This is a genomic window from Candidatus Methylospira mobilis (assembly GCF_009498235.1).
Lineage (GTDB): Bacteria > Pseudomonadota > Gammaproteobacteria > Methylococcales > Methylococcaceae > Methylospira > Methylospira mobilis.
Map to the genome: position 1 here is coordinate 555,469 of NZ_CP044205.1, position 26,698 is coordinate 582,166.

A 26,698-nucleotide genomic window follows, 5' to 3' on the forward strand; every position below is an offset into this window, starting at 1 on the left:
ACGTCATGCCTGGCGATACTGAATAGTTGCAATATATCTAATAAATAGATAAATATAAGCGGATTATTATGCTTTTTTATCAGTTGAATGCGAGGTCTAATAGCTCCACCTTCATTCAAGGAGAATAATCATGACAAATTTGTTACAGATAAACTCAAGTATCTTTTCTTCTGGTGGACACTCCAGCCTATTGGCCAATGAATTCGTTGATAAATGGCGTACCCGGAATCCGAATGCGCAGGTTACCGTGCGCGATCTGGCGAACGATCCATTGCCCCATCTGGATGCCGCGCGGGTTTCAGCATATTTCACTCCTTCCGGCGCCAGAACCCCGGAGCAACAGGTTTACGTCGATGAGTCCGATGCATTGATTACAGAGCTCAAGGAGGCGGACGTCATCGTTATCGGGTTACCCATGTACAATTTTGGCATTCCGTCGACGCTGAAAGCCTACTTTGACCGGATTGCCCGTGCAGGAGAAACCTTTCGTTACACCGAGAACGGTCCGGAAGGGCTGCTGGAAGGCAAGGAAGTCTATATATTTGCAGCGCGGGGCGGTAAATATGCCGGAACTTCCCTGGACACAGAAACGGCCTATATGCGCGACTTTCTCGGGTTTATCGGGATAACCGCAGTTGAGTTTATTTATGCGGAAGGATTGAATATGGGCGATGCCGCTAAAGATCTGGCGGTTGCCGAAGCCCGGAAACGGCTTGCGGAACTGGTTGTCTGATTAACACGTAAAACAACTGAGACCGGCCCAAGCCGGAAAACTTTACCATCATACAAACCCGGAGCTCTAACATGAAACGTATTACCCTGCTGGCATTAGCTGCGACATTTTCAACAGCGGCGCTTGCCGCTCCCGAGGTCTATACGATAGATGCGAATCATACCTTGCCGCGTTTTTCCTACAGTCATTTTGGCTACTCGACACAGCTGAGCCGCTTCGACAAGGTGTCCGGTAAACTCGTGCTTGATCGCCAGGCAAAATCCGGTTCGGTAGATGTAACGATCGATACAACCTCAGTCGATACCGGTTCTTCTCTTTTCAATCAACATATTCAGAGTGCGGACTTTCTTGATACAGCGCAATACCCTGCTGCAACCTTTACCTCGAACAAGCTCAGGTTTGAGGGTGAAAACCTGGTGGAGGTGGATGGCGTCCTGAAGCTCAAGGGAATCAGCAAACCGGTCGTGTTAACGGTAACCTCTTTCAAGTGCATGCCGCACCCGATGCTGAAAAAGGATGCGTGCGGTGCTAACGCTACTACCGTTATCAAGCGTACGGATTTCAATATGGGTAAATATGCGCCCAATGTAGGCGATGATGTCACTGTCACTCTGCCGGTTGAAGCGATTAAGGAATAAGCCCGGCCCGCATTCAAAAATCTGGCGGATAACTCATTGAGGTAAGCCCCCGGCTTTGCCGGGGGATGCACGCCCGTGAGGGCGTGCTGTTTGCAGGGTGCAAGTCCCTGTCGGAGTTTGCCACCGCTGCGTAGCTGAAGGTCATTGCGTCCTCGTGGTGAGCACGGAATTAATACGGGGCCCGCTGTAAGGGGCGGATAAAGCGATGTTGTGGCATACAACGTGACTGAGGGCGGAACGATGGGAAGCTGGTGGAAGCAAGCGGGGATACCTGTCGGCGCTGAGAACGCGGACAGGAGTCAGAGTCCTAATAGTAACGGGCGCGAGGCGTTTGCACCGTGCAAACCTATTACTGTTCATGAAGGGGATGTCCTGTATATTGCCGCAAGCCGTGAAAAACGGAGTGTTGCCGCCTGCTGTTGCTTGAGCCCATCAGCTCTTATCGCCAGCACATCGGCATCGCTCGACCACTGCCGATGAAGTGATGAGTTTGGTTGAAATATGATCTGAATCATTTATATGTTTATGTTTTGTTCGAGTGTCGGCCTAAGCCGCCACCCGATGAAATATCCACAACGCTGAAACATGCGCGCTCACGGCGGCGGCTCAAGGCTGAGAGCGGGGCGGACACTACCACCATGGTTGGTTATCTCAAACAGAAGGTCCAAGCTTCACAAGCCGGATAGTCAAGTGCCTCTCTTAATCGTGCAACAAACTCTCCAGGCTACCTTCACGGTCAAGAGCGGACAAGTCGTCATAACCCCCGACATGAAAATCGCCAATGAAAATCTGCGGAACGGTTCTGCGCCCTGAAATTTTCATCATGGTTTGCAGTTGCGCCGCATCGCTATCCACGCGAATTTTATTTAACTCGGTTACCCCGCGAGAGCGCAGCAATTTTTCCGCCATGACACAATAAGGGCATAATCCGGTCGCATACATGGTGACTGGTTTCATTATTCAGTTTTCCCCGTTATTGCGTTGTCCGGTGCATGGCGCGGCTATCCCGAATTTTTTCAGCATGATTTCCAGAGGGCAGAAGCGGGTAAAACCGCTTTGCAGCAGATTGGCGCCGACGAATGCGGTAAACCACAACCAGTTGCCGTTGACGTATAACGGGCTGGCTGCAGCGCCGAGCAGAAGCGAGATCAGAATAAAACTACCTGCAACGACGCGTATGATGTTTTCTACTTGCATAAGTGTACTCCTGAACTTGTGATGCTCGAATATTAGATTATATTGATATTTAAGTGTCAATCGGGCCGGCCTTATGTAGCCTGCTTTTGCGGGCGGAGTTCGTGATGTGGGGTTGAGTAGGGTAAAATGGCAAGCGACTTTTTTAAAGTATACAGAGGTTTTGTAAAGGTATCATGGCAGGTCATAGCAAATGGGCGAACATTCAGCACCGCAAGGGTGCTCAGGATGCGAAAAGAGGCAAGCTTTTTACCAAACTGATACGCGAGATCACCGTTTCCGCGCGCATGGGCGGAGGTGATGTCGCCAATAATCCGCGTTTGCGCGCAGTGATCGACAAGGCGCTGACCGCGAATATGTCCCGGGATACGATAGATCGCGCCGTCAAAAAGGGCGTCGGAGCTAATGACGGCGACAATTTCGACGAAGTGTGCTACGAAGGCTATGGCCCGGGCGGCGTCGCGGTAATGGTCGATTGTCTGACCGATAATCGCAATCGTACGGTTTCGGAAGTACGGCACGCATTCAGCAAGTCGGGCGGCAACCTTGGTACCGACGGTTCCGTGGCCTATCTTTTCAGCAAGACCGGCGTCATTTCCTTTCCGGCCGGAACCAGCGAAGACGGCATCATGGAATCAGCGCTGGAAGCGGGCGCCGATGACGTGCTGCTGAATGACGACTGCAGCATAGAGGTATTGGCGGCGCCGGAATATTTCGAGGCAGTCAAGGCGGCGCTGGTCCATGCCGGCTTCACGCCCGAATCCGCGGAAATTACCCAGCGCGCCAGCACCTCGAGCTCATTGACGCTGGAGGACGCCGAGAAAATGGTGCGTTTGCTGGAGCGTCTGGAGGATCTGGACGATGTACAGAATGTCTATTCCAACGCCGATATCAGTGAAGACATACTGGAGCAATTGGCCTGAATATGCGCTTTAAAAGCGGCTACGCGTTTTTTTTACGTGGCGAACGGCGGACGGAGCAAGCATAACAATGCGCATAATGGGCATAGATCCCGGCTCGCGTATTACCGGTTATGGCGTCGTCGAGGTGAGCGGAGGCCGGACGGTGATGCTGATCAGCGGTTGCGTTCATGCCGAGGCGGGCAGTTTTCCCGAGCGCCTCAAGCAAATCTATGATGGTATTTATCAAATTGCACTGGCGTTTCAGCCGGACGAAATGGCGATAGAGCAGGTTTTCCTGCATAAAAACGCCGATTCGGCCCTTAAGCTGGGACAAGCGCGCGGCGCCGCGATCTGCGGCGCGCTGGCGGCGAACCTGCCGGTGCATGAATATTCGGCCAGACAGGTGAAACTGGCGCTGGTCGGCAAGGGCAATGCCGATAAACTCCAGGTGCAGCATATGGTAAAAGTATTGTTGGGATCGAGCGAACGTATGGCGATTGACGCCAGCGACGCGCTGGGCGTGGCCTTGTGTCATGCGCATACTTCGCAGACAGAGCAGCGCATACGGAATATGACGCGCGGGGCGCGCCGATGATCGGCTATTTGAACGGCAGTCTGATCGATAAAAAATTGCCGCAGGTGCTGATCGACGTGCATGGTGTCGGATATGAGGTCGATGTTCCGGTTTCGACTTTTTTTAAATTGCCCGATTGCGGGACTTCAGTCATTTTATATACGCACCTGGTGGTGCGAGAGGATGCGCATACGCTGTTCGGTTTTTTGACGGAAACCGAGCGCGTATTTTTTCGCAGCCTGATACGCGTCAGCGGAATAGGAGCGCGCATGGCTTTGGGGATACTGTCCGGCATCGGTGCCGATGATTTTTATTCCAGCGTCGCCAATAATGAAATTCAGCGCCTGGTGAAGCTGCCCGGCATAGGCAAGAAAACCGCCGAACGTTTGATACTGGAAATGCGCGACCGTTTGCCGGACAGCGGTGCGCATGGGGTGTCCTCTGCAGTGCTTTCCGGCGCTTCCGCAACAGGACATGCCGAGATCAGTCCCGTCCGCGAAGCGGTCAGCGCACTGGAGGCGCTTGGTTTTAAACCCCAGGAAGCGGAAAGCCGGGTGCGCGCGGTTGCCGCGGAAGGTAAGAACAGCGAGGAGTTGATCCGGTCGGCGCTGCAGTCGGCGGCGAAAAAATGAGCGATGAACGCCTGATCAGTCCCTTGGGCGGCTCTGAAGAAGAACGCGTCGACAGAGCCATCCGTCCGCGCCGGCTGCAGGATTATATCGGTCAAAAACCGATGCGGGAGCAGATGGATATTTTCATTCAGGCCGCGAAAGCGCGCAGCGAGCCGCTCGATCATGTGTTGATCTTCGGCCCGCCGGGTCTGGGTAAAACCACGCTGGCCAACATCATCGCCAACGAGATGGGCGTGAACATCCGCCAGACTTCCGGCCCGGTGCTGGAAAAGGCGGGGGATCTGGCGGCGATGCTGACCAATCTCGACAGGCACGACGTGCTGTTCATCGACGAGATACACAGGCTCAATCCTGCGATCGAAGAAATACTGTATCCGGCGATGGAAGACTATCAGATCGATATCATGATAGGCGAAGGACCGGCCGCGCGTTCGATCAAGCTCGATTTGCCGCCGTTTACGCTGGTGGGGGCGACCACTCGCGCCGGTCTGCTGACCTCGCCGTTGCGCGACCGTTTCGGCATCGTGCACCGGTTGGAATTTTATACGGTCGAAGAGTTGACGCTGATTGTAAGCCGTTCCGCGCGTTTACTGGAACTGGCGATGACCGAGGAGGGCGCGCGCGAGATAGCGAGCCGTTCGCGAGGAACGCCGCGTATCGCCAACCGCCTGTTGCGCCGGGTGCGCGACTTCTCTCAGGTGATGACCGAAGGGCCTGTCACATGCGAGATTGCATGCCGGGCGCTGGAAATGTTAAGTGTGGACAAGGCGGGGTTCGATTCCCTTGATCGCAAGCTGCTGCTTACCTTGATAGAAAAGTTTGACGGCGGCCCGGTCGGACTGGACAATCTGGCCGCGGCCATCAGCGAAGAGCGCGGAACCATAGAAGATGTGCTGGAACCTTATCTGATTCAGCAGGGTTACCTTATCAGAACGCCGCGCGGACGCGTCGCCACTTCCATTACCTATTTGCATCTGGGTCTCAAGGCGCCGCTCGTAACAGCAGTGCAGGAAAATATCGATTAAAACCATGTTCTTCTGGCCGATACGCATATATTATGAAGACACTGATGCCGGCGGCGTGGTGTATTACGCCAACTATCTGCGTTTTTACGAACGAGCGCGCACCGAATGGTTGCGCGCCGAGGGAATAGAACAGGACGAAATACGCCAAAACGACGGTATTTTATTTGTAGTAAGATCGGCAGAGGTTGAATATCTGCGCCCGGCCTTGTTTAATGACGAGGTAGTGGTGAGCGCGAGCTTAAGCGAAGTCAGGCGCGCCAGTCTGAAATTCAGGCAAGAAATACGTAGAATTAATATGCAAGGCGAATTGCTCAGTTCCGCGCAATTTCGTATTGCCAGTATTACCGCCAAGACCTTGCGTCCCGCCGCGATACCGGATCATTTAATGGAAAGAATCAAAAAAGATGAACTCTGACTTATCGATTATCACGCTCATTCGGGAGGCCAGCCCGGTTGTGCAGTTTGTAATGTTTATACTGATATTGGCGTCCGTCGTTTCCTGGGTATTCATTTTTTCAAAGTTTAGGGAAATACGCCATGCAGAGCATGTCTCCGCCGATTTTGAAGAGCGTTTCTGGTCGGGTATGGACTTATCCGATTTATACCGCCAGCTGGCGCATGAGGAATACGAAAGCGAGGGCATGGAGAATATATTCCTGTCCGGTTTCAAGGAGTTTGCGCGGCTGCGGCAGCAGCCCGGTATTACCCCGGACGCGGTTGTCGAAGCCGCGCAGCGCGGGATGCGCGTTGCGTTGTCTCGAGAGCTTGACCGTCTCGACGAGCGTTTACCTTTTTTGGCGACAGTCGGATCGACCAGTCCCTATATCGGCTTGTTCGGTACGGTTTGGGGTATCATGAATTCCTTCCGCGCGTTGGGCAGCGTCAAACAGGCGACGCTGGCGATGGTCGCCCCCGGTATTTCCGAGGCGCTGATTGCGACCGCGATGGGTCTGTTTGCCGCAATTCCGGCGGTAATGGCCTATAACCGCTATTCGACCAATATCGGACGTCTCGCCAGCCGTTACGAAGCGTTTACAGAAGAGTTTCTTAGCTTGCTCCATCGCCAGGCGCACGCAAAATGAACGTTCATGGCGGGGGAGGGCGAGGAGGACGTCGCAGGGCGCCGATGGCGGAGATCAATGTCGTACCCTACATCGACGTATCGCTGGTGCTGCTGATTATTTTTATGGTTACGACACCGTTGCTGCAAAGCGGCGTTGAGGTGGATTTACCCAAGGCGGAAGCAAAAACCATCGATCCGGCGCAGGATCTGCCGGTGGTTATTTCCATCACCGCGGACGGGCGGATGTTCGTCGATGATGGAAGCCATGACGAATCCGAGGTCGATATGGACGCCATGATAGCCGCGGTGATGTCGGCCTTGCAGGATAAGCCGGGGCGGGCAGTGTTGATACGCGGCGATAAAGCGGTGGATTACGGTCATGTGGTTACGACCATGGCGATGTTGAAGCGCGTCGGCGTGACCAGCGTAGGTTTGATGACCAACCCCGTCGAAGAATGAAGCAAGTATTGTTGCGCGGCATTATAGGAAGTATCTGGCTGTCGCTGATACTGCATTTGCTCGCCTTCATGGTTTTTGCCATACATTTCGACTCGGTGCAGCCCCCTGTGCTGCCGCCGCAACCGGAAGTGATGCATGCGGTGGTTATGGATGAAATCGAATTGCGCGCGCCGGTACAGTCCACGCCTCCCCCTCCGGCCGATGCTGTTCCGGAGATAGAACAGCCGCCTGAGCCCGAGCCGCCTGCGCCTGCTCCGGTTGAAAGCAAGCCGGCAGTTCAGGCGGTAGAGGCTCCGCCCTCCAGGCAGGAAGAAAAAAAAGAAGAGAAAAAACAGGAAGAAGCGGCATTCAGAAAGCAGCGCGAGTTGCGGGAGCAAAAGGAACTGGCCGAAAAAAAACGCGTAGAGGAAGAAAAACATCGCGAAGCGCAGGAAGCGCATGAAAATGAAAAGGCCGAAGAGCAGGCTCGCAAGAAAAAATCCGAGCGCGAGACCAGGGAAAAAGCCGAGACCGCCGCCAAAAAACTGGCCGAGCAGCGTGAAGCTGAAAAGAAAGCGCAGCAAAAGGCGGAACAGCAAAAACTGGAAGACGATCGTATGAAAGCTGCGCTTGCCGCGCGGCAAAAGGCTGAAGCCGAGGCGAAAAAGCGCGCGGAACAGGAAGAAGCGAAGAAAAAGGCGGAGGCCGAAGCCAAACAGGAAGAGGCGAAGAAGAAAGCAGCTGCAGCAGAGGCTCGGCGGCAGGTCGAAGCGGAGACTATAGCAAAACAGAAGGCCGAGCAGGAAAGGAAAAAGCAGGCTGAGCAGGAAGCCAGGAAAAAGGCTGAAGCGGAAGCGAGTCAGGCTGAGGTAATGGCGGCGAAAAAGCGCTCCGAACAGGAAGAAGTCAAGAAAAAGGCCGAAGCAAAACGGGCGGAACTGGCGGAAAAACAAAAAGAGGAGAAGGAAGCCAAAAAGCGCGCGGAACAGGAAGCGCAAAAAAAGGAGGCGGCCGAGGCGCGCAAGCAGGCTGAAGGCGAGCTGAAAAGGAAGGCGGAAGCCGATGCCAAAAAAATGGCGGAGCAGCAACTGAAGAAACAGGCGGAAGCCGAAGCCGCCCAGGCGAAAAAGAAAGCCGAAGAGCAAAAACGCAAGTCGGAAGCCGAGGCCAGTGCGCGTGAGGAAATCGAAGCCGAACGCGTCCAGGCGATTGAGGATGAAAAGGCATTAAAGCTTGCTGCGAAGAAAATCAAGCTGGCGGTAGAGGAAAGATGGCTGAAGCCGCCTTCCGTTCAAGAGGGCTTGTCTTGTACAATTCAGGTTCGAACCTTGCCTGGAGGCGCAGTTGAGTTCGCACGCGTGATCAAAAGCAGCGGCGACGTTGCTTTCGATCGTTCCGCCGAAGCAGCCGTAATGAAGGCATCGCCGTTGCCGGTGCCGGCGGACCCGCATTTGGCCAACAAATTCAGAACTTTTAACTTTATTTACGAGCCATGAAAGTTTACGCGAACAAACAATACAAGCGAGCCGTTATGATCCCTTTCGGGTTCATGCTGTTGCTGTTCGTCCATAATGTATGGGCCGAACTCAATATACATATATCCGAAGGTGTGGAAGCCGCGATTCCTGTGGCGATCGTGCCTTTCGGAGATCAGGAGAGTCTGGAGGGTGAGAGCATCAGCTCCATCATTGCTTCGGACCTGGCGCGTAGCGGGAAGTTTGATCCGTTGTCGGAATCGGCCATGCCGCAGCGCCCTGTGCGTCCCGATCAAGTCGATTTCAATGCCTGGCATGAGCTGCATCAGGAAGATCTGGTCATCGGTCAGGTCAAACAGGTGGGCGGCGGCCAGTACAATGTCCAGTTTTTTCTGTTCGACGCCGTGCGCGGTCAGCAATTGACAACCCAGCTTATACCCTTCACTGCTCGCGATGCGCGCAAGGTGGCGCATCAAATTGCCGATATTATTTATTTGCGGCTTACCGGGGAGCCCGGCGCATTTTCGACGCGCGTTGCTTATGTATCGGTATCGGCCGACAACTCGGGCAATCGTGCGTATCGATTGTTTGTAGCGGATACCGACGGATTAAACCCGGTCAGCGTGATCGCGTCGCGCGAGCCGATCATGTCGCCGGCCTGGTCGCCGGACGGCAGGAAGCTTGCCTATGTTTCGTTCGAAAATAAACGGGCGGCCATTTTTGTTCAAAAGCTGGCAACCGGGGAAAGAGAGAAGATTTCCGAAGCGCCGGGCATCAATGGCGCGCCGGCCTGGTCGCCGGATGGCGGTCAGTTGGCCATGACCTTGTCCAAGGATGGTAATCCCGATGTCTATGTCATGAATCTGGCCGGCAAAACCCTGCGTAAGGTGACGGACAGCGATTCCATCGACACCGAGCCGACCTGGTCGCGCGACGGACGCTCTATCGTGTTCACGTCGGATCGGGGCGGTAAGCCGCAGCTCTACATGGTTTCCGCCGCAGGCGGCGCGGCGCAGCGTTTGACTTATGACGGCGATTATAATGCCAGGGGCGTGTTTTCTCCTGATGGCAAGAGCATTGCGATGGTGCATGGCAACGGCGGTGATTACCGGATAGCGGTGATGGATATGGCGAGCAAGAAGCTGCGCGTGCTGACGCGCGGCCCGGCCGACGAGTCGCCCGGCTTCGCTCCTAACGGCAGTATGGTGCTGTATGCGTCAAGAAGCGCGGGCGGTGGTCAATTGGCGGCGATTTCAATTGACGGCAAAGTGCAGCAAAGCTTACGCATAGGCGGCGGCGAAGTGAAACAGCCGGCATGGTCGCCTTAACTACCAGGTAAGGATAGGGTCGAGAATAACTTCCCCGTTCGTGGTGAGCTTGTCGAACCATGAACGGCCGTTCGACAGGCTCAGGGTGAACGGAGTTGATGGCTGATTCGGGAAGTTATTTTTTACCATATCCTAAAAGCAATAAATAATAGTACCTTTTATTTTTCGCTAGCGGATCAGGTGTATATCATGAAAATCTACAACAAAGCGTCAATTATGCTGTTGAGCGCGGTATTGGCGCTCTCTGGATGCGCCAATGAACAACCCAAAGACGGCGAAGGCGCCGATGGCGCGATAGGCGGTACCGATCTGAGCAAGGGGCCGGAGATCGGCAAGTACGGAGACGGACAGGGAGGCGCATACAGTTCCGGAGGCGGAGGCTACGGTAATTCATCGGGCGTTGATAATGCAGGGGGATTGCTTTCCAAAAACCTGGTCTATTTCAATTACGACAGCAGTGAAGTGTTGCCCGAATATGTTCCTGTCGTGGAAGCGCATGCGGCTGGTGTCGCCTCCAATCCGGGCAAGATTGTAGTGCTTGAGGGGCATGCGGATGCAAGAGGCTCTTCCGAGTATAACGTCGCTTTGGGCGAACAACGCGCCAAGTCGGTAGCAAATATGATGAAGATGCAAGGCGTTTCCGAAAGACAGATCCAGGTCGTCAGTTTCGGTGAAGAGAAACCTTTGGTGTCAGGGAATGATGAAAGCGCATGGTCTCAAAACCGCCGTGTGGAAATTGCTTATCCGGGGCAATGAGAATGAACAAGCTGCTGGCGGGGGTCGCCTGTTTTGTTGCGTTATGGAGTACGGCGGTTTGCAATGCTGCCCCGCCAGGCGCCGGTACGGGATACGGTGAAGCCGGCGCAGCGGATCTGGTCGGAGAGAATACGCTCGACGAACGGGTTGCGCGTCTGGAAAAGCGCTTGTCCAATGAAGCGCTTATGGATGCCATTAAGCGTTCCGAGCAGTTGCAACGCGAAGTGCAACGGCTGCATGGCGATATTGAAGTGTTGACACATGATCTGAATACGCTCAAAAAGCAGCAAACCGATAGGTTTCTGAGTCTGGAGCAGCGACTGCAATCTTCCGAAGCGCAGGCCCCGCCCCCGGCTTCAGCCGAGAATAATGCTTCCGACGCGGCTCCTCCTGTCGAGCGGGATGCAAATCTTCCGCCGGCTCCCATACCTCCTGCGCAGCAACCAGTCGCAAAACCGGCTACTCCGCCCCCTGCGGCCAAAACATCTGCCGTTGATGAAGGGCGGGAAGCAGCCTATCAAAAGGGCTTGGGCTTGCTTCAGCAAGGCAAATATCCTGATTCGATACGCGAGTTTAAAAAGTTCCAGGCGACTTATCCGAGCGGTGAATACGTCGATAACGCGGTTTACTGGACCGGAGAGGCCTATTATGTGCTTCGCGATTTGCCGTCTTCCAAAGAAGCCTTCCGCAAACTGATAAAAGACTATCCGCAAAGCAGCCGACTGCCGGATGCGATGCTCAAGATGGCTTATATCGAATACGACAGCGGTTTATGGAGCAATGCCAAGAATGCGCTAAACGATGTGATCAAGCGTTTTCCCGGCAGCAAGGTCGCCGAAGCTGCGCAAAAGCGTTTGACAAAAATCAAGCAGGAAGGTCACTAGCAGCTCAAGTATAAGCAATCGGCGCGCGCTAACCATTCTCTTTTTATGGAAATGCTACGGATTACCGAAATTTTCTACTCCCTCCAGGGGGAGTCGCGCAGTATCGGCTTTCCAACCGTTTTCATACGCTTGACCGGGTGTCCGCTGCGTTGCAGCTATTGCGACACCGCTTATGCCTTCGCCGGAGGTACGCGAATGAGTTTGGCGGACATAATGGAGCAGGTGAGATCCTATGAGCCGCTCCATGTGTGCGTGACCGGCGGCGAACCCTTGGCGCAAGCAGACTGTCTGGTTCTGTTGAAGCTGTTGGCGGACGAAGGTTATGAAGTGTCGCTGGAAACCAGCGGTGCGCTGAATGTTGCGGAGGTCGATGCGCGCGTAGTCAAGATTCTGGATATCAAAACGCCGGGCTCTGGCGAGGTTGGGGGTAACCTTTATGCCAACATCGAGCATTTGCTGCCGCAGGACCAGATCAAATTCGTGATAACAGGCGAGGAAGATTATCAATGGTCGAAGCATCAGCTGGAGCATTACCGGTTGTCCGCACGCTGCGAAGTTTTGTTTTCTCCCGCGCTGGGCGATACCTCCGATGTTGTCTGGCTTGCCGACAACATACTGCGTGACCGCTTACCGGTGCGATTCCAACTACAATTACACAAAATACTCTGGGGTAACGCCCCCGGCAAATGATGAAAAAGGCAGTCGTTTTACTTTCCGGCGGACTTGATTCCGCCACGGCGCTGGCAATGGCCAAACAGCAGGGGTATTACTGCCATGCGCTGAGTTTTGACTACGGGCAGCGCCATCGCGCCGAACTGACGGCGGCCTCGCGCATCGCCGAACGGATGGGTGTGGTTGCGCATAAAACCATACATATCGGTCTCGATTCAATCGGCGGTTCCGCACTGACCGATAAGCTGATAGACGTACCGGATCATGCTCAGACTGGCATACCGGTTACTTATGTACCTGCGCGCAATACCCTTTTTTTGGCCTTTGCGCTGGGCTGGGCGGAAGTGCTGGAAGCCCGGGATATTTTTATCGGAGTGAATGCGGTTGACTATTCCGGGTATCCCGATTGCCGCTCCGAGTTCATCAAGGCCTTCGAAGTGCTGGCAGGTTTAGCCACCAAGGCCGGTGTGGAAGGTTGCAAGTTCAGCGTGCAAACGCCGCTGATAACCTTAAGCAAAGCCGATATCATTAAAGCCGGGACGCGTCTCGGCGTCGACTATAGCATGACTGTTTCGTGTTATTCCGCCGACGACGAGGGAAAGGCCTGCGGCGTATGCGATTCCTGCCGCTTGCGGCGCGCCGGTTTCGAGGCCGCCAAAATTTCCGACCCTACCGTTTACCGGTAAGCTATTTTCCGGTCTGCACCTTACTTCCAAACCTGCTAGCTACCACATCAAATCATCAGGAACTTCATAACCGGCGTAAGGATCGGTGGTGGCATTTGGCGTGCCGCTAGCTTCCGGTTTGTTCCAGAGCACGACACTGGATGCATGGCGTTCGGCGATTTTTGTGGCGATATCGTTATGAACCACATCGTATATGCCGCCGCAGCGCACTATAGCCATTTGTCCGTTGCTGATTGCCGCACGCATGGAGTCGGGTATATACAGGCGTTTTATCTTGCCTTGATCCGTGAAATTAAACGGGATATCCGATGCATTCTGAATCGGCAGCCGATGCGCGTCCACCAATTGTTTGATCTGGGCCTCAATTGCCCTGGCTTCCGCAGCTTCCTTGCGTTGCTGATTAAGCTGGCGGTCGCGCACGACTTTTTCATTTTGCGCCTGCATCGCCTGTTGCCGTAACGCGCTCTGCTCGTCAGGTTTTTTTTGTTCCTTGCTGATGAGCTTTTCCTGCTGTTTGCTTTTGGCTGCCTGTTTGACTTGTTTGCTGTTTACCAGGCCGGCTTTAAGCAGCTGGTCACGAAGTGCGTTACTCATCTGTTTCCTCCCTTATCCGCGCTGGATTGAACCTGGGCGTAGTTTACCTACAGTTCGATGCTATTGCATAACGAAAAGCATTGCGGCGCGTACACGTATAGTAGTCTAACCGTTCATGGCGCAAGCGTCGCCCCCTATCATGCAAAACGCTCGCGCCATGAACGGTTTCCTTCACCCAGCGCGCTCCGCGCCCCACGGACTGCGTTGCAGCGCAGTCCGGCTGCGGCTGTGCGAAGCATGCTTCGCAAAATCCCTCCTTCGCCCCAGCGGGAGAGGGGGTTAGGTGTTCGCTTCGCGATTTGCTCGATAACCATATGCAAGCACTCGTTCACCATACATGCGTAGAATATGAAACTGTAGAGAGGGTTATCGTTATGTCTGTTTTCCTGGAGATAAAGACCGCATAGCTTGTTTCGCATGGCTGCGTTTGAGGATATGACAATGAAATTTAAACTTGTAGCAAAATGATTCTCTACAATGGTTTTGTTGAGTTTTTCCGCTTGCACAACCAATCTCAATCCTGATCCGATCGACCCTTGGGAGGAGTGGAGCCGCGGAATTCAAGCCGTCAATGATCGTATGGATGAAAATTTTCTGCGGCCAGTGGCCGAAACCTATCGTTGGATAACCCCGGCATTCATCGACGCGGGGGTGGCCAACTTTATGAATAATGTCGAGGATATTCTGGTGGTCGGCAACGATTTGCTACAATTCAAACTGGCGCAGCTCGGTATGGATAGTGGTAGATTCATGATTAATACCACCTTCGGGCTTGCCGGAGCAGTCGATATTGCCACGTACATGGGGTTGGCCCAAACATGCTGAAGATTTCGGCCAGACGCTCGCCAAGCGGGGTATTCCGTCAGGCCCCTATGTTTTGTTCTCCCTCTGTTGGGTCCCAGTACGCCCAGATGCGTAGCAGGACTTGCAGGCGATGTTGCTGCAAACCCGATCAACTGGATATTGACTACGCTGAAAGTACGTCCCTTCGGCTACGCTCAGGACAGGCCCTGAAAGTTCTCTGCGCCCATTCATGGGCGCAGAAGGTCTCGCAGAGTTGCCTCACTTTCTCATCGTCGGCTGGGCTTAAATAGTTACAGGAGAGATTCCCGACGCCAATCGCCCCGGCTGCGTGCGCCTATAGCCGTCCATACAGATCGGCGGGCGCGAATGGTCCAGGCTGGGCAATCAGTTCCCGTGCTAGAGGAACCCGATCCCAGACATTCCACAGCAGCACTCCTTTAACCCGCTCATTCTGAAGATAGTATACGACGCCTTTACGGTAGGGTTCCGACCAGTCCGCTACCGTCTTCATGCGTGCATCCAGCCTGCCGACGGCCTCGTATCCCAGTTCGAACAAGTCGGAGTAGAAAGACGCGTGGTAATGGTATGGCCTGGTTTCTCCGGCCATGTTGCGTCCGGCATGTCTGCCCATGTTGAGCGCGTTATCCTCGTGTTCCAGCCGCAAACGCGCATCGAGCGCGGGGTTGTAGAAGTTCGCAACGTCCCCGGCGGCATGGATATCCGGATGGCCTGCTTGTAAAAATTCGTTCACGATAATGCCGTTTTCCACGGCCAGCCCGGCATGCTCGGCCAGCTTTGTATTCGGTTCAATGCCGAGGCCAGCCACGATGCCGTCCGCAGGAAAATTGTGTTGCGCCGATGTCGCGACATCGGTCAGGCTTAATATCAACTGGCCGTCCTGGCGTTTGACATCGGCGACCGATTGTCCGCTTAATACCTCGACGCCTTTCTCGCGGTAATATTGATTCAGGAATTGGCTAAGGTCGTGTGGGAATACGTTGGCGCCAATTCCTTCCCCCGGAAACGCCATCACCACTTTTTTCCCGTTCATGGCTAGCGCGGCGGCAATTTCCGAGCCGATAAAACCGCCGCCGATTACGGTGAAGCGCTGCTTTTCATTGGACAGCGCGCGCAGCCGCTGATAGTCGTCGAGAGTGCGGAAGTAGATGATATCGTTACCGCCAAAAGGAAGCTGCCGGGGCGTGCCGCCGGTTGCGAGCAGTAACTTGTCGTAGGTGTAGACGGTGCCTAGGTCATCGGTCACCCGCTTGTCCTGAGCTTCCAGGGTTTCGGCTGTGCGCGCAAGGTGCAGGCTGACGTTTCTCTCTTCGGTCTTACACCAGATTTGTTCTATGCGGCTCCCCTTCCACAGTCCTTTTGACAAGGGAGGGCGATTATAAGGCGGGTGCGCGTCTGCGCCTATCAATCCTGCGGAACCTTGCGGATCGACTTCCCGTATACCGCCGATGGCGGCAGCGGCGGTCATTCCAGCGCCGATAATGAGATACTTGTAGTGCGGCATGGCGTCTCTCCTCACTTGCTTGATGAAAGAAAACAGGAGGGCTAACGGTTCCCATCGATAGGTATATTTTGGACCTAAATTGGCAATATACGCTTTGAAAGAATACGCCGCCACTGAATTTACAGTCATTGAATCCGCATAGGATTCACGCTCGAGCAGTGCACGATTACGTGCTACCCTGTCTGAGTTTGATTGCTGAATTGTATCAGTGAATACTATACCTTCAACATACGCCTGATCCGATCGGCGCCGATCTCGGTTTCGATGGCATCCGCCAGGCGATCGATTCCGCGTTCGCGCGCCGCATCAATGTCTATTGCTTGAGTATCCGACAAACCCGACCAGCTCAACAGGCTGTTGCAGGCTTCGGTAGTGTCGAACAGTCCATGCACATAGCTGCCGATAATCTGACCGTCTTCGGAGCACGCGCCGTCAGGTTGACCGTTGCTGAAAATACAGGCAGGGCGAGTCAGGGCCGGGCCGCTGCTGACGCCGGCGTGTATTTCGTATCCGGTAATCGGGGAGCCGTCCCGCGCCAGTGTGCCGGTCAGAATGTTCAGCTGTTTTTGCGCGTCCAGAGTGGTTTCGAAATTGAGCAGGCCCAGACCGGGACAACTGCCGGGCAGGCCTTCAATTCCCAGTGGATCGTGTATATGCATGCCCAGCATCTGTAAGCCCCCGCAAATACCGATCAGCTTGCCGCCGTAGCGCAAATGCCTGAGTATCGCCGATTCCCAGCCTTGCGCGCGCAACCAGGCCAAATCGGCGCGCACGCTTTTACTGCCGGGCAGGATGATCAAGTCGGCGGACGGAATCGATTCGCCCGCTCCGACCTGATGCAAAGCGACTTGCGAGTGAAAGCGCAGCGCATCGAAATCGGTATGGTTGCTGATGCGCGGATATCTGGGAGCTACAACCTGTAACGATTTGCCGCTGTGACCGGCGCGGGCCTGTTCCGCCACAGCATCTTCGGCTTCTAGGTATAAACCATGCAAATAAGGCATAATGCCGACCACCGGTTTTCCTGTTCTTTGTTCCATCCATTCCACGCCGGGACGTAACAACGACAAATCGCCGCGAAAACGGTTGATGACAAAAGCCTTTACCCTGGCTTGTTCGCCAGGGCTAAGCAATTCCAGGGTTCCGACCAGCTGCGCGAATACGCCGCCCCGGTCGATATCGGCGACCAGCCATACCGGGCAGTCCACCGCTTCGGCGAAACCCATGTTGGCGACATCATCGCTGCGCAAATTTATTTCAGCCGGACTTCCGGCTCCTTCCACCAGTACGACATCGTATTGCCGCGCCAGACGTTGGTAGGATTCGAGCACATAATTCATGGCCTGACGCTTGAAATTCTGATAGTTGCGCGCATTCATCTCGCCGATGGCGCGTCCCTGTACGATGACCTGCGTGCCGGTATCCGTGTTTGGTTTCAGCAGGATAGGGTTCATGTCGCTATGCGGCGCAAGACCGCAGGCGCGCGCCTGCACCGCCTGGGCGCGTCCGATTTCGCCGCCGTCGGTGGTAACTGCGCTGTTGAGTGACATGTTCTGCGGTTTGAACGGCGCAACGCGTATGCCTTGGCGCTGCAATATGCGTCCCAGTCCGGTAACCAGGGTGCTTTTTCCAGCATCGGAGGTAGTGCCTTGTATCATCAGGGTAGCGACAGACATAAGCGATTTTGTATTAAACAGGATCGGCCAGGTTAAAATGAAATCTTTGCAGGGGGCGAGTATACGCCGATTATGACGGGGAATGACATGCGGGAGTTGATATTGGGCGGCGCACGATCAGGGAAAAGCGGCTATGCCGAGCAACGCGCGCAGAAGTCCGGTCTGGAGGTTGTGTATATCGCAACCGCCGAAGCCTGCGATCAGGAAATGGGCGCGCGTATTGCTTTGCATCGGCAGCGGCGTCCGGCCGATTGGCTGACGCTGGAAGAACCGTTGGCGCTTGCCGATACCTTGCGCGCTCATGCGCAAGCGGAGCGCTGCATCTTAATCGATTGCCTGACGCTCTGGCTCAGCAATTTGCTGACACTGGGCGAGGACAGATTCAAGTGCGAGCGTGAGGCGTTGCTGCGGACCTTGCCGTCGTTGCCGGGGCAGTTGCTGTTCGTCAGCAATGAAGTCGGACAGGGTATCGTACCGATGAACGCGCTGGCGCGCCGTTTCGTCGATGAAGCGGGCTATCTGCACCAGGATCTGGCTCAACTATGCGAACGCGTGACATGGGTCGTGGCGGGATTGCCTCAAGTGCTGAAAGGATAGCGTTGCATTACCCTAAATAGTGCTTGGACGGAAATTCTACAAGCCTTATCAACCAAAGGTTTCAGACAAAATCCTTGATCGAAGACCTTTGAAAAATGAAGATATGATTTGTTCAATGGCCATGTAAGTAAAGCAGGAAAGATTTTTTGTCCACGAAACTTACGAAAAAAATTATGAGAATTTTCGTGTATTTCGTGGACAGTTTATTTTTTCGTGTTCAAGAAATTTCTGAATCCCTTGATTCATATAGCTTGCAGCGTTTCCGTTCAGACACTAAATATGCAATACCATGCGGATCGGATCTTCCAGCAGCTCCTTGATGGTGTAGAGGAAAGAAACCGCGTCGCGTCCGTCTATCAGGCGATGGTCGTAGGACAGCGCGAGGTAGATCATCGGGCGGATCACGATTTCGCCGTTTTCGACAACGGGTCGTTCCTTGATTGCATGCATGCCGAGTATGGCGCTTTGCGGCGGGTTGATGATTGGTGTCGACAGCATGGAGCCGAAAATACCGCCGTTGGTGATGCTGAAGGTGCCGCCGGCGAGCTCTTCGTAACTCAGGCGGCCTGCGCGCGCCTTGCGTGAAAACTCGACCACGGATTTTTCGATTTCGCCGAAGCTCAGGGTGTCGGCATCGCGCAATACCGGCACTACCAGACCCCGTTCGGTCGATACCGCCAGACCGATGTCGTAGTAGTCGTGATAAACCAGATCGTTGCCGTCTATCGAGGCGTTGACGATGGGGACGCGCTTGAGGGCTTCGACCGTGGCCTTCACGAAAAACGACATGAACCCCAATTTAACGCCGTGTTCCTGCTCGAAACGTGTTTTATACAGGTTGCGCAGTTCGTAAATCCTGTGCAGGCTGACTTCGTTGAAAGTGGTCAGGGTCGCGGTATTTTGCCGAGACGCCAGCATGCGCTCGGCAATGCGTGCACGAAGGCGCGTCATGGGCAGCCGGCGTTCAGCGCGTGGCTGCGCCACGCGCTGAACGGGCGTGCTGGTGTTATCCGTCTGTATATCGTTTTCCGGTTGCGCGGAATCGTTTTGCTTCGCAATAGCCGGATCATGCCTGCCGGCGAGATAGTCCATTACGTCCTGACGCGATAACCGGCCTTCCTTGCCGGAGCCGGGTATCTCGGATGGGTCGAGCCCATGTTCGGTCAATAAGCGGCGTACGGCGGGGCTTACCGGTTGCTTGTACGGGTGGGATGGCGTGGTGACGGCAGCTACGGGCGCGGCGGTTTCCGGCAGCACCGGGGTGTTCTGTATGAGGCTGCTGTTTTGGGTTATGCTTGTTTCCAGTATTCCAAGCAGTTCGCCCCCGGTAACGAGATCTCCTTTATTGCGGAGTATCTGCTTGAGGATGCCGGAAACGGGAGCCGGAATATCCAGGATCACTTTATCCGTTTCCAGTTCGACCAGCGTTTCGCCCTGCGCAACCGCGTCGCCAGGCGCTTTGCGCCAGTCGAGCAGGGTTGCGTCCTGTACCGATTCGGGCAGGTTGGGGACGGGTATTTCTATCTGCATGTTGGTTCCTTTTTCCTAACCGAAAAGCGCGCGCCTCACCAGATCTTTCTGCTCTGCCTGATGCCTGGAGAATTTGCCGACCGAAGGCGCGGCGCAACGTGCGCGGCCCGCATAACGCGGTAATATACCCGACTTCAGTTCATCCAGGAATCGGTTCCTGATATGGTGCCATGCGCCCTGATTTTCCGGTTCTTCCTGACACCAGATGATATCCGCCAGATGCGGAAAGCGTTGCAGCGCCTGCTGCAGTTCTTCCCTGGGGAACGGATAGAGCTGCTCGATGCGCAGTATGGCCGTTTGATGCAAGCCTTCGGTGCGCCGCCGCTCCAATAAGTCGTAATAAACCTTGCCGCTGCACAGTATGACGCGCGTAATCAGCTCCGGGTTCAGCTCGTCGGTTTCGCCGATTACCGTAAGGAAACGGCCTTCGCTCAGCTCATTCAGCCGTGAGGTCGCGTGCTTGTGGCGCAGCAGGCTTTTCGGAGTCAGCACGATCAGCGGTTTCCTGAATGGGCGCAGCAGTTGCCGGCGCAACAGATGAAAGATTTGCGCGGGCGTGGTGGGGACGCATACCTGTATGTTTTGCGATGCGCACAGTTGCAGGTAGCGTTCCAGACGTGCGGAAGAATGTTCCGGTCCCTGACCTTCGTAGCCATGAGGCAGCAGCATGACCAGACTACAGAGCCGCCCCCATTTGGTCTCGCCGGAACTGATGAACTGATCGATGACTACCTGAGCGCCGTTGGCGAAATCGCCGAACTGCGCTTCCCATACCACCAAGGCGTTCGGCTCGGTCGTGCTGTAACCGTATTCGAAACCGAGTACGCCTTCTTCCGACAGCAGGGAGTCGTAAATTTCGAAACGGCCCTGACTGGGAGACAGGTGCTGCAGCGGCAGCCAGGGGTAGCCTTCATTCTGATCGAAAAGGATGGCATGGCGATGGAAAAACGTGCCGCGTCCTACATCCTGTCCGCTGATACGCACCGGATGGCCCTCCATCAGCAGGGTGGCGTAAGCAAGATTTTCGGCGTAGCCCCAGTCCAGCGCCAATTCTCCTGCGGCCATTTTCCTGCGGTTGTTGAGTATGGCAAGTACTCTGGGGTGAACTTCGAAACCCGCCGGCGCGTGCGCCAGCAATGGTAGCGCCTTCGCTAGTTGCCCGACTGATATTCGGCTGCCGCAGGGCTCGCGCCAGTCCTTGCCGAGATACGGGTCCCAGCGGGTTTTAGCGTAACGCGTGGCGTCGTTCAGCGTGACCCGGAATTCGTTTTCACCAAGCTCCAATTGGGTTTGATAGTTCTGACGCAGGCTTTGCAAGTCATTTTCGTCCGTCAGGCCGCCGGTAATCAGTTTTTGCGCATATATTTCCGTAACCGGGGTATGGGTGCGGATAAAGCGGTACATCAGCGGCTGCGTCACTGCCGGTTCATCCGCTTCGTTGTGGCCTTGACGCCGGTAGCCGATCAGGTCGACGACCACATCGCGCTTGAACTTCATGCGGAAATCCAGCGCCAAACGGGCTGCGTAAACCACCGCTTCCGGGTCGTCCGCATTCACATGAAATACCGGCGCCTGTATCATGTTGGCGACATCGGTGCAGTTCAGCGTCGAGCGCGCGTCGAAGGGGTTGCTGGTGGTGAAGCCGATCTGGTTGTTGATGACGATATGCAGCGTGCCGCCGATGGTAAACCCCGGCGTTTCCGCCATGTTCAGCGTTTCCATGACCACGCCTTGGCCGGCAAAGGCGGCATCGCCATGTATCAGTACCGGCATGATGGCGTTTTCGCCGTTTTCGCCAGCGCGGTCCTGGCGCGCACGCACATTGCCGCAGACTACCGGGTCGATGATTTCCAGGTGGGAGGGATTGAATGCCAGCGCCAGATGCATCGCGCCGTAAGGCGTTTCCAGGTCGGAGGAAAATCCCTGATGGTATTTGACGTCGCCGGTTTGCCTGCCGGTTTCATGCAGGCCGCTTTCCTCGAATTCCTGAAACAGCAGCGCCGGCTTTTTCCCCATGATGTTGACCAGCACGTTGAGCCTGCCTCTATGCGCCATGCCGATTATCATTTCGCGCGTGCCGTACTCGCCCGCGTTCATGATCAAGGCGTCCAGCAACGGTATCAGGCTTTCGGCGCCTTCCAGCGAGAAACGTTTTTGCCCGGTATATTTGCGGTGCAGGTATTTTTCGATGCCTTCAGCGGCAACCAGCAGTTTGAGCAGGTTCAGTTTCTGTTCCCTGGCGAGCGGCATTTGCGCACGGGTGCTTTCCAGCCGCTGCAGTATCCAGGTGCGAATTTCGGTGTCGACGATATGGGTATATTCGGAACCGATACTGCCGCAGTAAGTGGCGCGCATATCGGCAATGATGTGGTTCAGGGTGCGTGTTTCCCGGCTGCCGAGTATGTCGGGGTAAAACAGGGTTTCGCCATCCTCCGGCGTCAATCCATGAGTGGCCGGGTCAAGGTAGCGTAACTGTAACGGCGACATGGTGGTAAGCGGATTGTTGTCGGCTACCTGGTGTCCGGCATTTCGATAATAACGGATCAATCGATCCACCGCCGCTTGTTTACGCAGACGGTCTTCCAGGCCTGGCGTTTGCTCGAGAGGCGGAGAAGGCGCCGCTATCTCGGCTTTAACGGGGTCATGCGGCGCAATGGCTGCAAATTTATTGCGCCATGAAATATCTACCGACTCCGGGTTGAGCCGATAGTTTTCGTATAGCTGCTCGATAAAGCCGCTATTGTCTTCGGTGAGGACTCCGCTGTCTTCCAGTTGTTGCAGCAGCAACAGGGCTGTTTCGGGAGATGGATTCATGGATTAACGCCTCCGGGCCGGTTTTTTTCCGGGCTTGCCCGGATTTTCTTGTCCGCGAGTATGCTGGGTGCGGAATGCGATCCCGCCGGCAGGCGTTCTATGTCCTTCGCTGCGCACGCCGGTACCGGCCGGTTGATAGCCGGGTATCAGATGCTGCTTGCCGTTGCCGATCAGATCGGAGCGTCCCATGCGCTTGAGCGCGTCGCGCAGCATCGGCCAGTTTTCCGGGTCGTGATAGCGCAAAAATGCTTTGTGCAGTCTGCGCTGTTTCATGCCGCGCGCAACCGGAACCTCTTCGCTGTCGCGGCGGATGCGGCGCAGCGGATTTTTGCCGCTATGGTACATGGTGGAAGCGATAGCCATCGGCGACGGCAGAAACGCCTGCACCTGATCGGCGCGGAAACCGTTGCGCTTGAGCCACAGCGCCAGCGCCAGCATGTCTTCGTCGGTGGTGCCGGGGTGGGCGGCGATGAAGTATGGAATCAGGTATTGTTCCTTGCCGGCCTGTTTGGAGTAGCTATCGAACAGGGCTTTAAAGCGGTCGTAAGCAGCGATGCCGGGCTTCATCATTTTCGAAAGCGGCCCGCTTTCGGTGTGTTCTGGGGCGATTTTAAGATAGCCGCCGACATGATGGGTAACCAGTTCTCGCACATATTCCGGCGAATGCACGGCAAGATCGTAGCGCACCCCGGAACCGATCAGGATCTTTTTGATTCCCGGCAATGCCCGCGCGCGCCGGTAAAGCCGGATCAATGCGTCGTGGCTGGTGTTCAGGTTCTTGCAGATGCCGGGGTATACGCAGGAAAGCCGACGGCAGGACGCTTCGATTTCGCGGCTTTGACAGGCCAGCCGGTACATGTTCGCGGTAGGGCCTCCCAGATCGGAAATAACGCCGGTGAACGACGGCGCGTGATCGCGTATGCTTTCGATTTCGCGGATGATCGAGTCTTCCGAGCGGTTCTGGATGATGCGCCCTTCGTGTTCGGTGATGGAGCAAAACGAGCAGCCGCCGAAACAGCCGCGCATGATGGTCACTGAATGCTGGATCATTTCGAATGCCGGGATTTTGGCGTTTCCGTAGCTGCGATGCGGAAGGCGGCTGTACGGCAGGTCGTATACCGCGTCCATTTCCGCCGTGCTCAAGGGAAGCGCTGGAGGGTTCAGCCAGACATGGCGCTCGCCGTGTTGCTGTATCAGTGCGCGCGCGTTGCCGGGGTTGGTTTCCTGGTGAAAAACCCGCGAAGCGTGGGCGTACAGCACACGGTCGTCGCGTAGCGCTTCGAACGACGGTAGCCGGACAACCGTGTTATTGTAATCGTTGTGCGCCGCGGCGCGCCTGAATTGAATCGGGGCTTCCTGTCTGGGCGTGTTTTGCGTGCCGCATCCGGGTTGTGTTGTCGTGTCCAGATACGGACTCACCGGTACTTCGGCGTTGCCGGGGGTGTCGATATGCGTCGAGTCGATCACCGCCCAGTCTTCCGGTATGCCTTTACAGATCTGCGCGGTGCCGCGTATGCCGGTCAGTTCGCCAACAGGGGTTCCGGCCGCAAGGCGGTGAGCGATTTCGACAACCTGCCGCTCACCGTTGCCGAAAACCAGCAAGTCGGCCTTGGCGTCGAGCAATATAGAGCGCCGGACTTTGTCCGACCAGTAATCATAATGCGCGATGCGTCTGAGGCTGGCTTCGATGCCGCCGAGGATGACCGGAGCATCGCGGTAGGCCTCGCGGCAGCGTTGCGAATAGACCAGTACGCAACGGTCCGGGCGTTTATCGGCGGCGCCGTTCGGCGTGTAGGCGTCGTTGGAGCGTACGCGCCGGTCCGAGGTATAGCGGTTGACCATGGAGTCCATGTTGCCGCCGGTCACGCCGAAAAACAGCCTCGGCCGTCCCAGTTTTTGAAAGTCGCCGGTGCTGTTCCAGTCGGGCTGCGCGATGATGCCGACGCGGAAACCCTGTGCCTCCAGCAGGCGTCCGATCAGCGCCATGCCGAAACTGGGATGATCGATATAGGCGTCGCCGGTGACCAGTATGATGTCGCAGGCATCCCAGCCCAGCGCATCCATTTCTTCGGGGGAGGCTGGCAGTTCGGGCGCAATGCCAAAGCGCTTTGCCCAATAGGGACGGTAGGAAAAAAGACTAGGGGGTTTTTGCATCTGTACTGGAAAACAGGACTCGTAATTTTTCCCCTGGATCATCGGCGCGCATGAAGGCTTCACCTACCAGAAAGGTGTCGACATGATGATCCCGCATCAATTTGACGTCAGCCGGGTTGAGGATGCCGCTTTCGGTAACGACGATACGATCATCCGGTATGATCGGCAGTAAATCAAGCGTGGTTTGCAGGCTGACTTCAAAAGTGCGCAGGTTGCGGTTGTTGATGCCTATCAATGGTAAGTTAATTTTCAGCGCGCGCTCCAATTCGATGCCGTCATGGACTTCGACCAGAACATCCATGGCCAGTTCCCCGGCCAGAGCGGCCAGATCGGACAGTTGACGGTCGTCCAGCGCTGCTGCGATCAACAATATGCAGTCGGCGGCGATCGCGCGCGCTTCGTAAACCTGATAGGCATCGATCAGAAAGTCCTTGCGTATCACCGGCAGCGCGCAAGCAGCGCGTGCCTGTTGCAGGAAGGCTTCGCTGCCCTGAAAAAAGTCTTTGTCGGTCAGTACGGAAAGGCAGCTTGCGCCTCCTGCTGCATAGCTGCGCGCACAGTCGGCCGGGTGGAAGGGCTCGCGCAATATGCCTTTACTGGGGGATGCTTTCTTGATTTCGGCAATGACCGCGGCATTCCCTGCGGCGATTTGCCTGCGTATCGCTTCGGCGAATCCGCGCGGCGCGTCGGCTTGTTCCGCGCTGGCGCGCAAATCGTTCAAGGTTGTGAGCCGGCTGCGTTCGGCAATTTCTTCGCGTTTGCGCGCGATGATTTTTTTTAGTATGTCGGGCGTTTGCGGCATGGTAATTTTTGCTGGGAAATTCCGATGTAATGACAATGTGAGCGGGTTCAGGTAAAACTGCGGCTCAAAGCAACCAGTTCTTCCAGTTTTTCGCGCCCTTTACCAGATGACAGCACATTTCGCGCCAACTCTATGCCTGCTTCCAGCGAGTCGGCGACATCGGCGGCGTAAATGGCGCCGCCGGCGTTGAGCGCGACGATGTCCCCTGCCGGGCCGGATTCGCCGTCCAGAACCGAGCGCATGATTTGCAGGCTGACGGACGGGCTTTCGGCAACCAGTTTGGTGAGCGGCGCGCGGGTAAAACCGAATTGTTCCGGCGTGATGTCGTAACAGCTGATTTGTCCGTCTTTTAGTTCCGCGACATGGGTAGGCGATGCGATGCTGATTTCGTCGAGCCCATCATCGGCATGAACGACCAGCACATGTTTGCTGCCCAGTTTTTGCAGTACGCGCGCCAGCGGCTCGACCCATTGCCGGTGAAAAACGCCCATCAATTGGTGAGTGGCGCCGGCAGGGTTGCTGAGCGGACCCAGCAGGTTGAATATGCTGCGCACGCCGATTTCACGTCGCGGACCGATGGTGTATTTCATCGCGCCATGATGACGTTGCGCAAACAGAAAGCCGACGCCGATTTCGTTGATGCAGCGCGTAACCTGCTCCGGTCTCAGTTCTATGTTGACGCCCGCCGCCTCCAGGGTATCGGCGCTGCCCGTTGCCGTTTTTCCGGAAGCGGAACGATTGCCGTGCTTGGCGACCTTGCAGCCGGCGGCAGCCGCCACAAATGCCGCCGTTGTCGAAATATTGAAGGTATGGCTGCCGTCGCCGCCTGTGCCGCAGGTGTCGATTACATGAGAACCGTTCACGGATACCTTGGTGGCCATTTCCCGCAACACTTCGGCGGCGGCGGTTACTTCGTCTACGGATTCGCCTTTGGCGCGCAGCGCTATCAGGAAACCGCCGATTTGCGCGGGCGTCGCGCCTCCGCTCATGATGGTGCGCATCAGCCCGCGCATGTCGGTTGGCTGCAGGTTGTGACCGTCCAGCAGGGTTTGTATTGCTGCGGGCATATCCATCATATATTCACCTTCATGCTTTATTGTTATTGTAGACCGCACCTTGCGCTCATCCATGGTCTTCGGCTCCGGCATATAATCCCTGGACCGACGGCTTTGATCAATGTTGCCAGCCGGTCTTGAATGCTTGTT

At 55.5% G+C, this 26,698-nt stretch carries 28 protein-coding genes; 18 read left to right on the forward strand and 10 right to left on the reverse strand.

The features are described from left to right. The first annotated feature begins 130 nt into the window (after window positions 1–130). Together F6R98_RS02275 and F6R98_RS02280 are read left to right on the forward strand one after the other, a co-directional pair. Window positions 131–733, forward strand: a complete 603-nt coding sequence (locus tag F6R98_RS02275) for an FMN-dependent NADH-azoreductase (protein WP_153247576.1) — start codon at window positions 131–133, stop codon at window positions 731–733. A gap of 71 nt (window positions 734–804) precedes the next feature. Beyond that, complete coding sequence (locus F6R98_RS02280) at window positions 805–1,371, forward strand: YceI family protein (RefSeq protein ID WP_153247577.1); 567 nt, start codon at window positions 805–807, stop codon at window positions 1,369–1,371. Window positions 1,372–2,070: 699 nt separating this feature from the next. Here F6R98_RS02280 and grxC read toward each other — a convergent pair. Both grxC and F6R98_RS02290 read right to left on the reverse strand, forming a co-directional pair. Next, window positions 2,071–2,328: a glutaredoxin 3 gene (grxC, locus tag F6R98_RS02285; protein WP_153247578.1), complete on the reverse strand. Its 258-nt coding sequence runs from the start codon at window positions 2,326–2,328 to the stop codon at window positions 2,071–2,073. Between the two features lie 3 nt (window positions 2,329–2,331). Further along, a complete protein-coding gene (locus tag F6R98_RS02290; protein WP_153247579.1) occupies window positions 2,332–2,568 on the reverse strand; it encodes a YgaP family membrane protein in 237 nt (78 codons plus the stop codon). 173 nt (window positions 2,569–2,741) lie between these two features. On the opposite strand from F6R98_RS02290, the gene F6R98_RS02295 reads away from it, so the two are divergent. The 13 genes from F6R98_RS02295 (at window position 2,742) to queC (ending at window position 13,000) form a co-directional block, all read left to right on the forward strand. Beyond that, window positions 2,742–3,488 carry a YebC/PmpR family DNA-binding transcriptional regulator gene (locus tag F6R98_RS02295; RefSeq protein WP_153247580.1) on the forward strand — a complete coding sequence of 249 codons (747 nt, stop codon included), beginning with the start codon at window positions 2,742–2,744 and terminating at the stop codon, window positions 3,486–3,488. 67 nt (window positions 3,489–3,555) lie between these two features. Then, the gene (gene ruvC, locus F6R98_RS02300) at window positions 3,556–4,062 is read left to right on the forward strand and encodes a crossover junction endodeoxyribonuclease RuvC (protein ID WP_153247581.1); all 507 of its coding nucleotides are present in this window, start codon (window positions 3,556–3,558) and stop codon (window positions 4,060–4,062) included. After that, window positions 4,059–4,673 (forward strand): Holliday junction branch migration protein RuvA, encoded by a 615-nt coding sequence (gene ruvA / locus F6R98_RS02305; RefSeq protein ID WP_153247582.1) that lies wholly within the window; start codon window positions 4,059–4,061, stop codon window positions 4,671–4,673. Before ruvC ends, ruvA begins: the two co-directional genes overlap by 4 nt. Continuing rightward, window positions 4,670–5,698 carry a Holliday junction branch migration DNA helicase RuvB gene (gene ruvB, locus F6R98_RS02310; protein ID WP_153247583.1) on the forward strand — a complete coding sequence of 343 codons (1,029 nt, stop codon included), beginning with the start codon at window positions 4,670–4,672 and terminating at the stop codon, window positions 5,696–5,698. Before ruvA ends, ruvB begins: the two co-directional genes overlap by 4 nt. Window positions 5,699–5,702: 4 nt before the next feature. Further along, window positions 5,703–6,113 (forward strand): tol-pal system-associated acyl-CoA thioesterase, encoded by a 411-nt coding sequence (gene ybgC, locus F6R98_RS02315; protein WP_153247584.1) that lies wholly within the window; start codon window positions 5,703–5,705, stop codon window positions 6,111–6,113. Continuing rightward, complete coding sequence (tolQ, locus tag F6R98_RS02320; RefSeq protein ID WP_153247585.1) at window positions 6,103–6,780, forward strand: protein TolQ; 678 nt, start codon at window positions 6,103–6,105, stop codon at window positions 6,778–6,780. The genes ybgC and tolQ overlap by 11 nt, the downstream gene beginning before the upstream one ends. Next, the gene (tolR, locus tag F6R98_RS02325; RefSeq protein ID WP_153247586.1) at window positions 6,777–7,220 is read left to right on the forward strand and encodes a protein TolR; all 444 of its coding nucleotides are present in this window, start codon (window positions 6,777–6,779) and stop codon (window positions 7,218–7,220) included. The genes tolQ and tolR overlap by 4 nt, the downstream gene beginning before the upstream one ends. After that, window positions 7,217–8,695, forward strand: a complete 1,479-nt coding sequence (gene tolA, locus F6R98_RS02330) for a cell envelope integrity protein TolA (protein WP_153247587.1) — start codon at window positions 7,217–7,219, stop codon at window positions 8,693–8,695. Before tolR ends, tolA begins: the two co-directional genes overlap by 4 nt. Continuing rightward, window positions 8,692–10,002, forward strand: coding sequence for a Tol-Pal system beta propeller repeat protein TolB (gene tolB / locus F6R98_RS02335; protein ID WP_407079274.1), 1,311 nt, complete (start codon window positions 8,692–8,694; stop codon window positions 10,000–10,002). Before tolA ends, tolB begins: the two co-directional genes overlap by 4 nt. 189 nt (window positions 10,003–10,191) lie before the next feature. Beyond that, entirely contained in the window at window positions 10,192–10,758 is a 567-nt protein-coding gene (gene pal / locus F6R98_RS02340) for a peptidoglycan-associated lipoprotein Pal (protein ID WP_153247589.1), read from the forward strand. A 2-nt stretch (window positions 10,759–10,760) separates the two neighbouring features. Then, on the forward strand, window positions 10,761–11,642 hold the full coding sequence (gene ybgF, locus F6R98_RS02345) for a tol-pal system protein YbgF (protein ID WP_228125049.1): 882 nt from the start codon (window positions 10,761–10,763) through the stop codon (window positions 11,640–11,642). 45 nt (window positions 11,643–11,687) lie between these two features. Next, the gene (gene queE / locus F6R98_RS02350) at window positions 11,688–12,332 is read left to right on the forward strand and encodes a 7-carboxy-7-deazaguanine synthase QueE (protein ID WP_153247591.1); all 645 of its coding nucleotides are present in this window, start codon (window positions 11,688–11,690) and stop codon (window positions 12,330–12,332) included. Beyond that, window positions 12,329–13,000, forward strand: a complete 672-nt coding sequence (gene queC / locus F6R98_RS02355; protein WP_194270100.1) for a 7-cyano-7-deazaguanine synthase QueC — start codon at window positions 12,329–12,331, stop codon at window positions 12,998–13,000. The genes queE and queC overlap by 4 nt, the downstream gene beginning before the upstream one ends. A gap of 39 nt (window positions 13,001–13,039) precedes the next feature. Here the strand turns inward: queC and F6R98_RS02360 are convergent, their stop codons facing one another. Then, window positions 13,040–13,594, reverse strand: a complete 555-nt coding sequence (locus F6R98_RS02360; protein ID WP_153247592.1) for a DUF2058 domain-containing protein — start codon at window positions 13,592–13,594, stop codon at window positions 13,040–13,042. Between the two features lie 477 nt (window positions 13,595–14,071). Here F6R98_RS02360 and F6R98_RS02365 point away from each other — a divergent pair, with 477 nt between their 5' ends. Then, on the forward strand, window positions 14,072–14,419 hold the full coding sequence (locus F6R98_RS02365) for an MlaA family lipoprotein (RefSeq protein ID WP_265588123.1): 348 nt from the start codon (window positions 14,072–14,074) through the stop codon (window positions 14,417–14,419). Further along, complete coding sequence (locus F6R98_RS22375; protein ID WP_265588124.1) at window positions 14,385–14,513, forward strand: MlaA family lipoprotein; 129 nt, start codon at window positions 14,385–14,387, stop codon at window positions 14,511–14,513. Before F6R98_RS02365 ends, F6R98_RS22375 begins: the two co-directional genes overlap by 35 nt. A 219-nt stretch (window positions 14,514–14,732) precedes the next feature. Here the strand turns inward: F6R98_RS22375 and F6R98_RS02370 are convergent, their stop codons facing one another. Together F6R98_RS02370 and F6R98_RS02375 are read right to left on the reverse strand one after the other, a co-directional pair. Next, window positions 14,733–15,920 (reverse strand): NAD(P)/FAD-dependent oxidoreductase, encoded by a 1,188-nt coding sequence (locus F6R98_RS02370; RefSeq protein WP_153247593.1) that lies wholly within the window; start codon window positions 15,918–15,920, stop codon window positions 14,733–14,735. A 215-nt stretch (window positions 15,921–16,135) separates the two neighbouring features. Further along, entirely contained in the window at window positions 16,136–17,596 is a 1,461-nt protein-coding gene (locus tag F6R98_RS02375) for a cobyric acid synthase (RefSeq protein ID WP_228125050.1), read from the reverse strand. A gap of 72 nt (window positions 17,597–17,668) precedes the next feature. On the opposite strand from F6R98_RS02375, the gene cobU reads away from it, so the two are divergent. Then, a complete protein-coding gene (gene cobU / locus F6R98_RS02380; RefSeq protein ID WP_228125051.1) occupies window positions 17,669–18,193 on the forward strand; it encodes a bifunctional adenosylcobinamide kinase/adenosylcobinamide-phosphate guanylyltransferase in 525 nt (174 codons plus the stop codon). Window positions 18,194–18,466: 273 nt separating this feature from the next. Here the strand turns inward: cobU and odhB are convergent, their stop codons facing one another. From odhB to trpD, 5 genes are read right to left on the reverse strand one after another with little or no spacing between them, the layout of a single operon-like run. After that, window positions 18,467–19,723: a 2-oxoglutarate dehydrogenase complex dihydrolipoyllysine-residue succinyltransferase gene (gene odhB, locus F6R98_RS02385; RefSeq protein WP_153247595.1), complete on the reverse strand. Its 1,257-nt coding sequence runs from the start codon at window positions 19,721–19,723 to the stop codon at window positions 18,467–18,469. 15 nt (window positions 19,724–19,738) lie between these two features. Further along, complete coding sequence (locus tag F6R98_RS02390) at window positions 19,739–22,537, reverse strand: 2-oxoglutarate dehydrogenase E1 component (RefSeq protein WP_153247596.1); 2,799 nt, start codon at window positions 22,535–22,537, stop codon at window positions 19,739–19,741. A gap of 3 nt (window positions 22,538–22,540) precedes the next feature. Then, a complete protein-coding gene (locus tag F6R98_RS02395; RefSeq protein ID WP_153247597.1) occupies window positions 22,541–24,691 on the reverse strand; it encodes a YgiQ family radical SAM protein in 2,151 nt (716 codons plus the stop codon). Then, window positions 24,675–25,493: an indole-3-glycerol phosphate synthase TrpC gene (trpC, locus tag F6R98_RS02400; RefSeq protein WP_153247598.1), complete on the reverse strand. Its 819-nt coding sequence runs from the start codon at window positions 25,491–25,493 to the stop codon at window positions 24,675–24,677. The genes F6R98_RS02395 and trpC overlap by 17 nt, the downstream gene beginning before the upstream one ends. Window positions 25,494–25,540: 47 nt before the next feature. Next, the gene (gene trpD / locus F6R98_RS02405; protein WP_153250873.1) at window positions 25,541–26,566 is read right to left on the reverse strand and encodes an anthranilate phosphoribosyltransferase; all 1,026 of its coding nucleotides are present in this window, start codon (window positions 26,564–26,566) and stop codon (window positions 25,541–25,543) included. Window positions 26,567–26,698 lie beyond the last annotated feature (132 nt).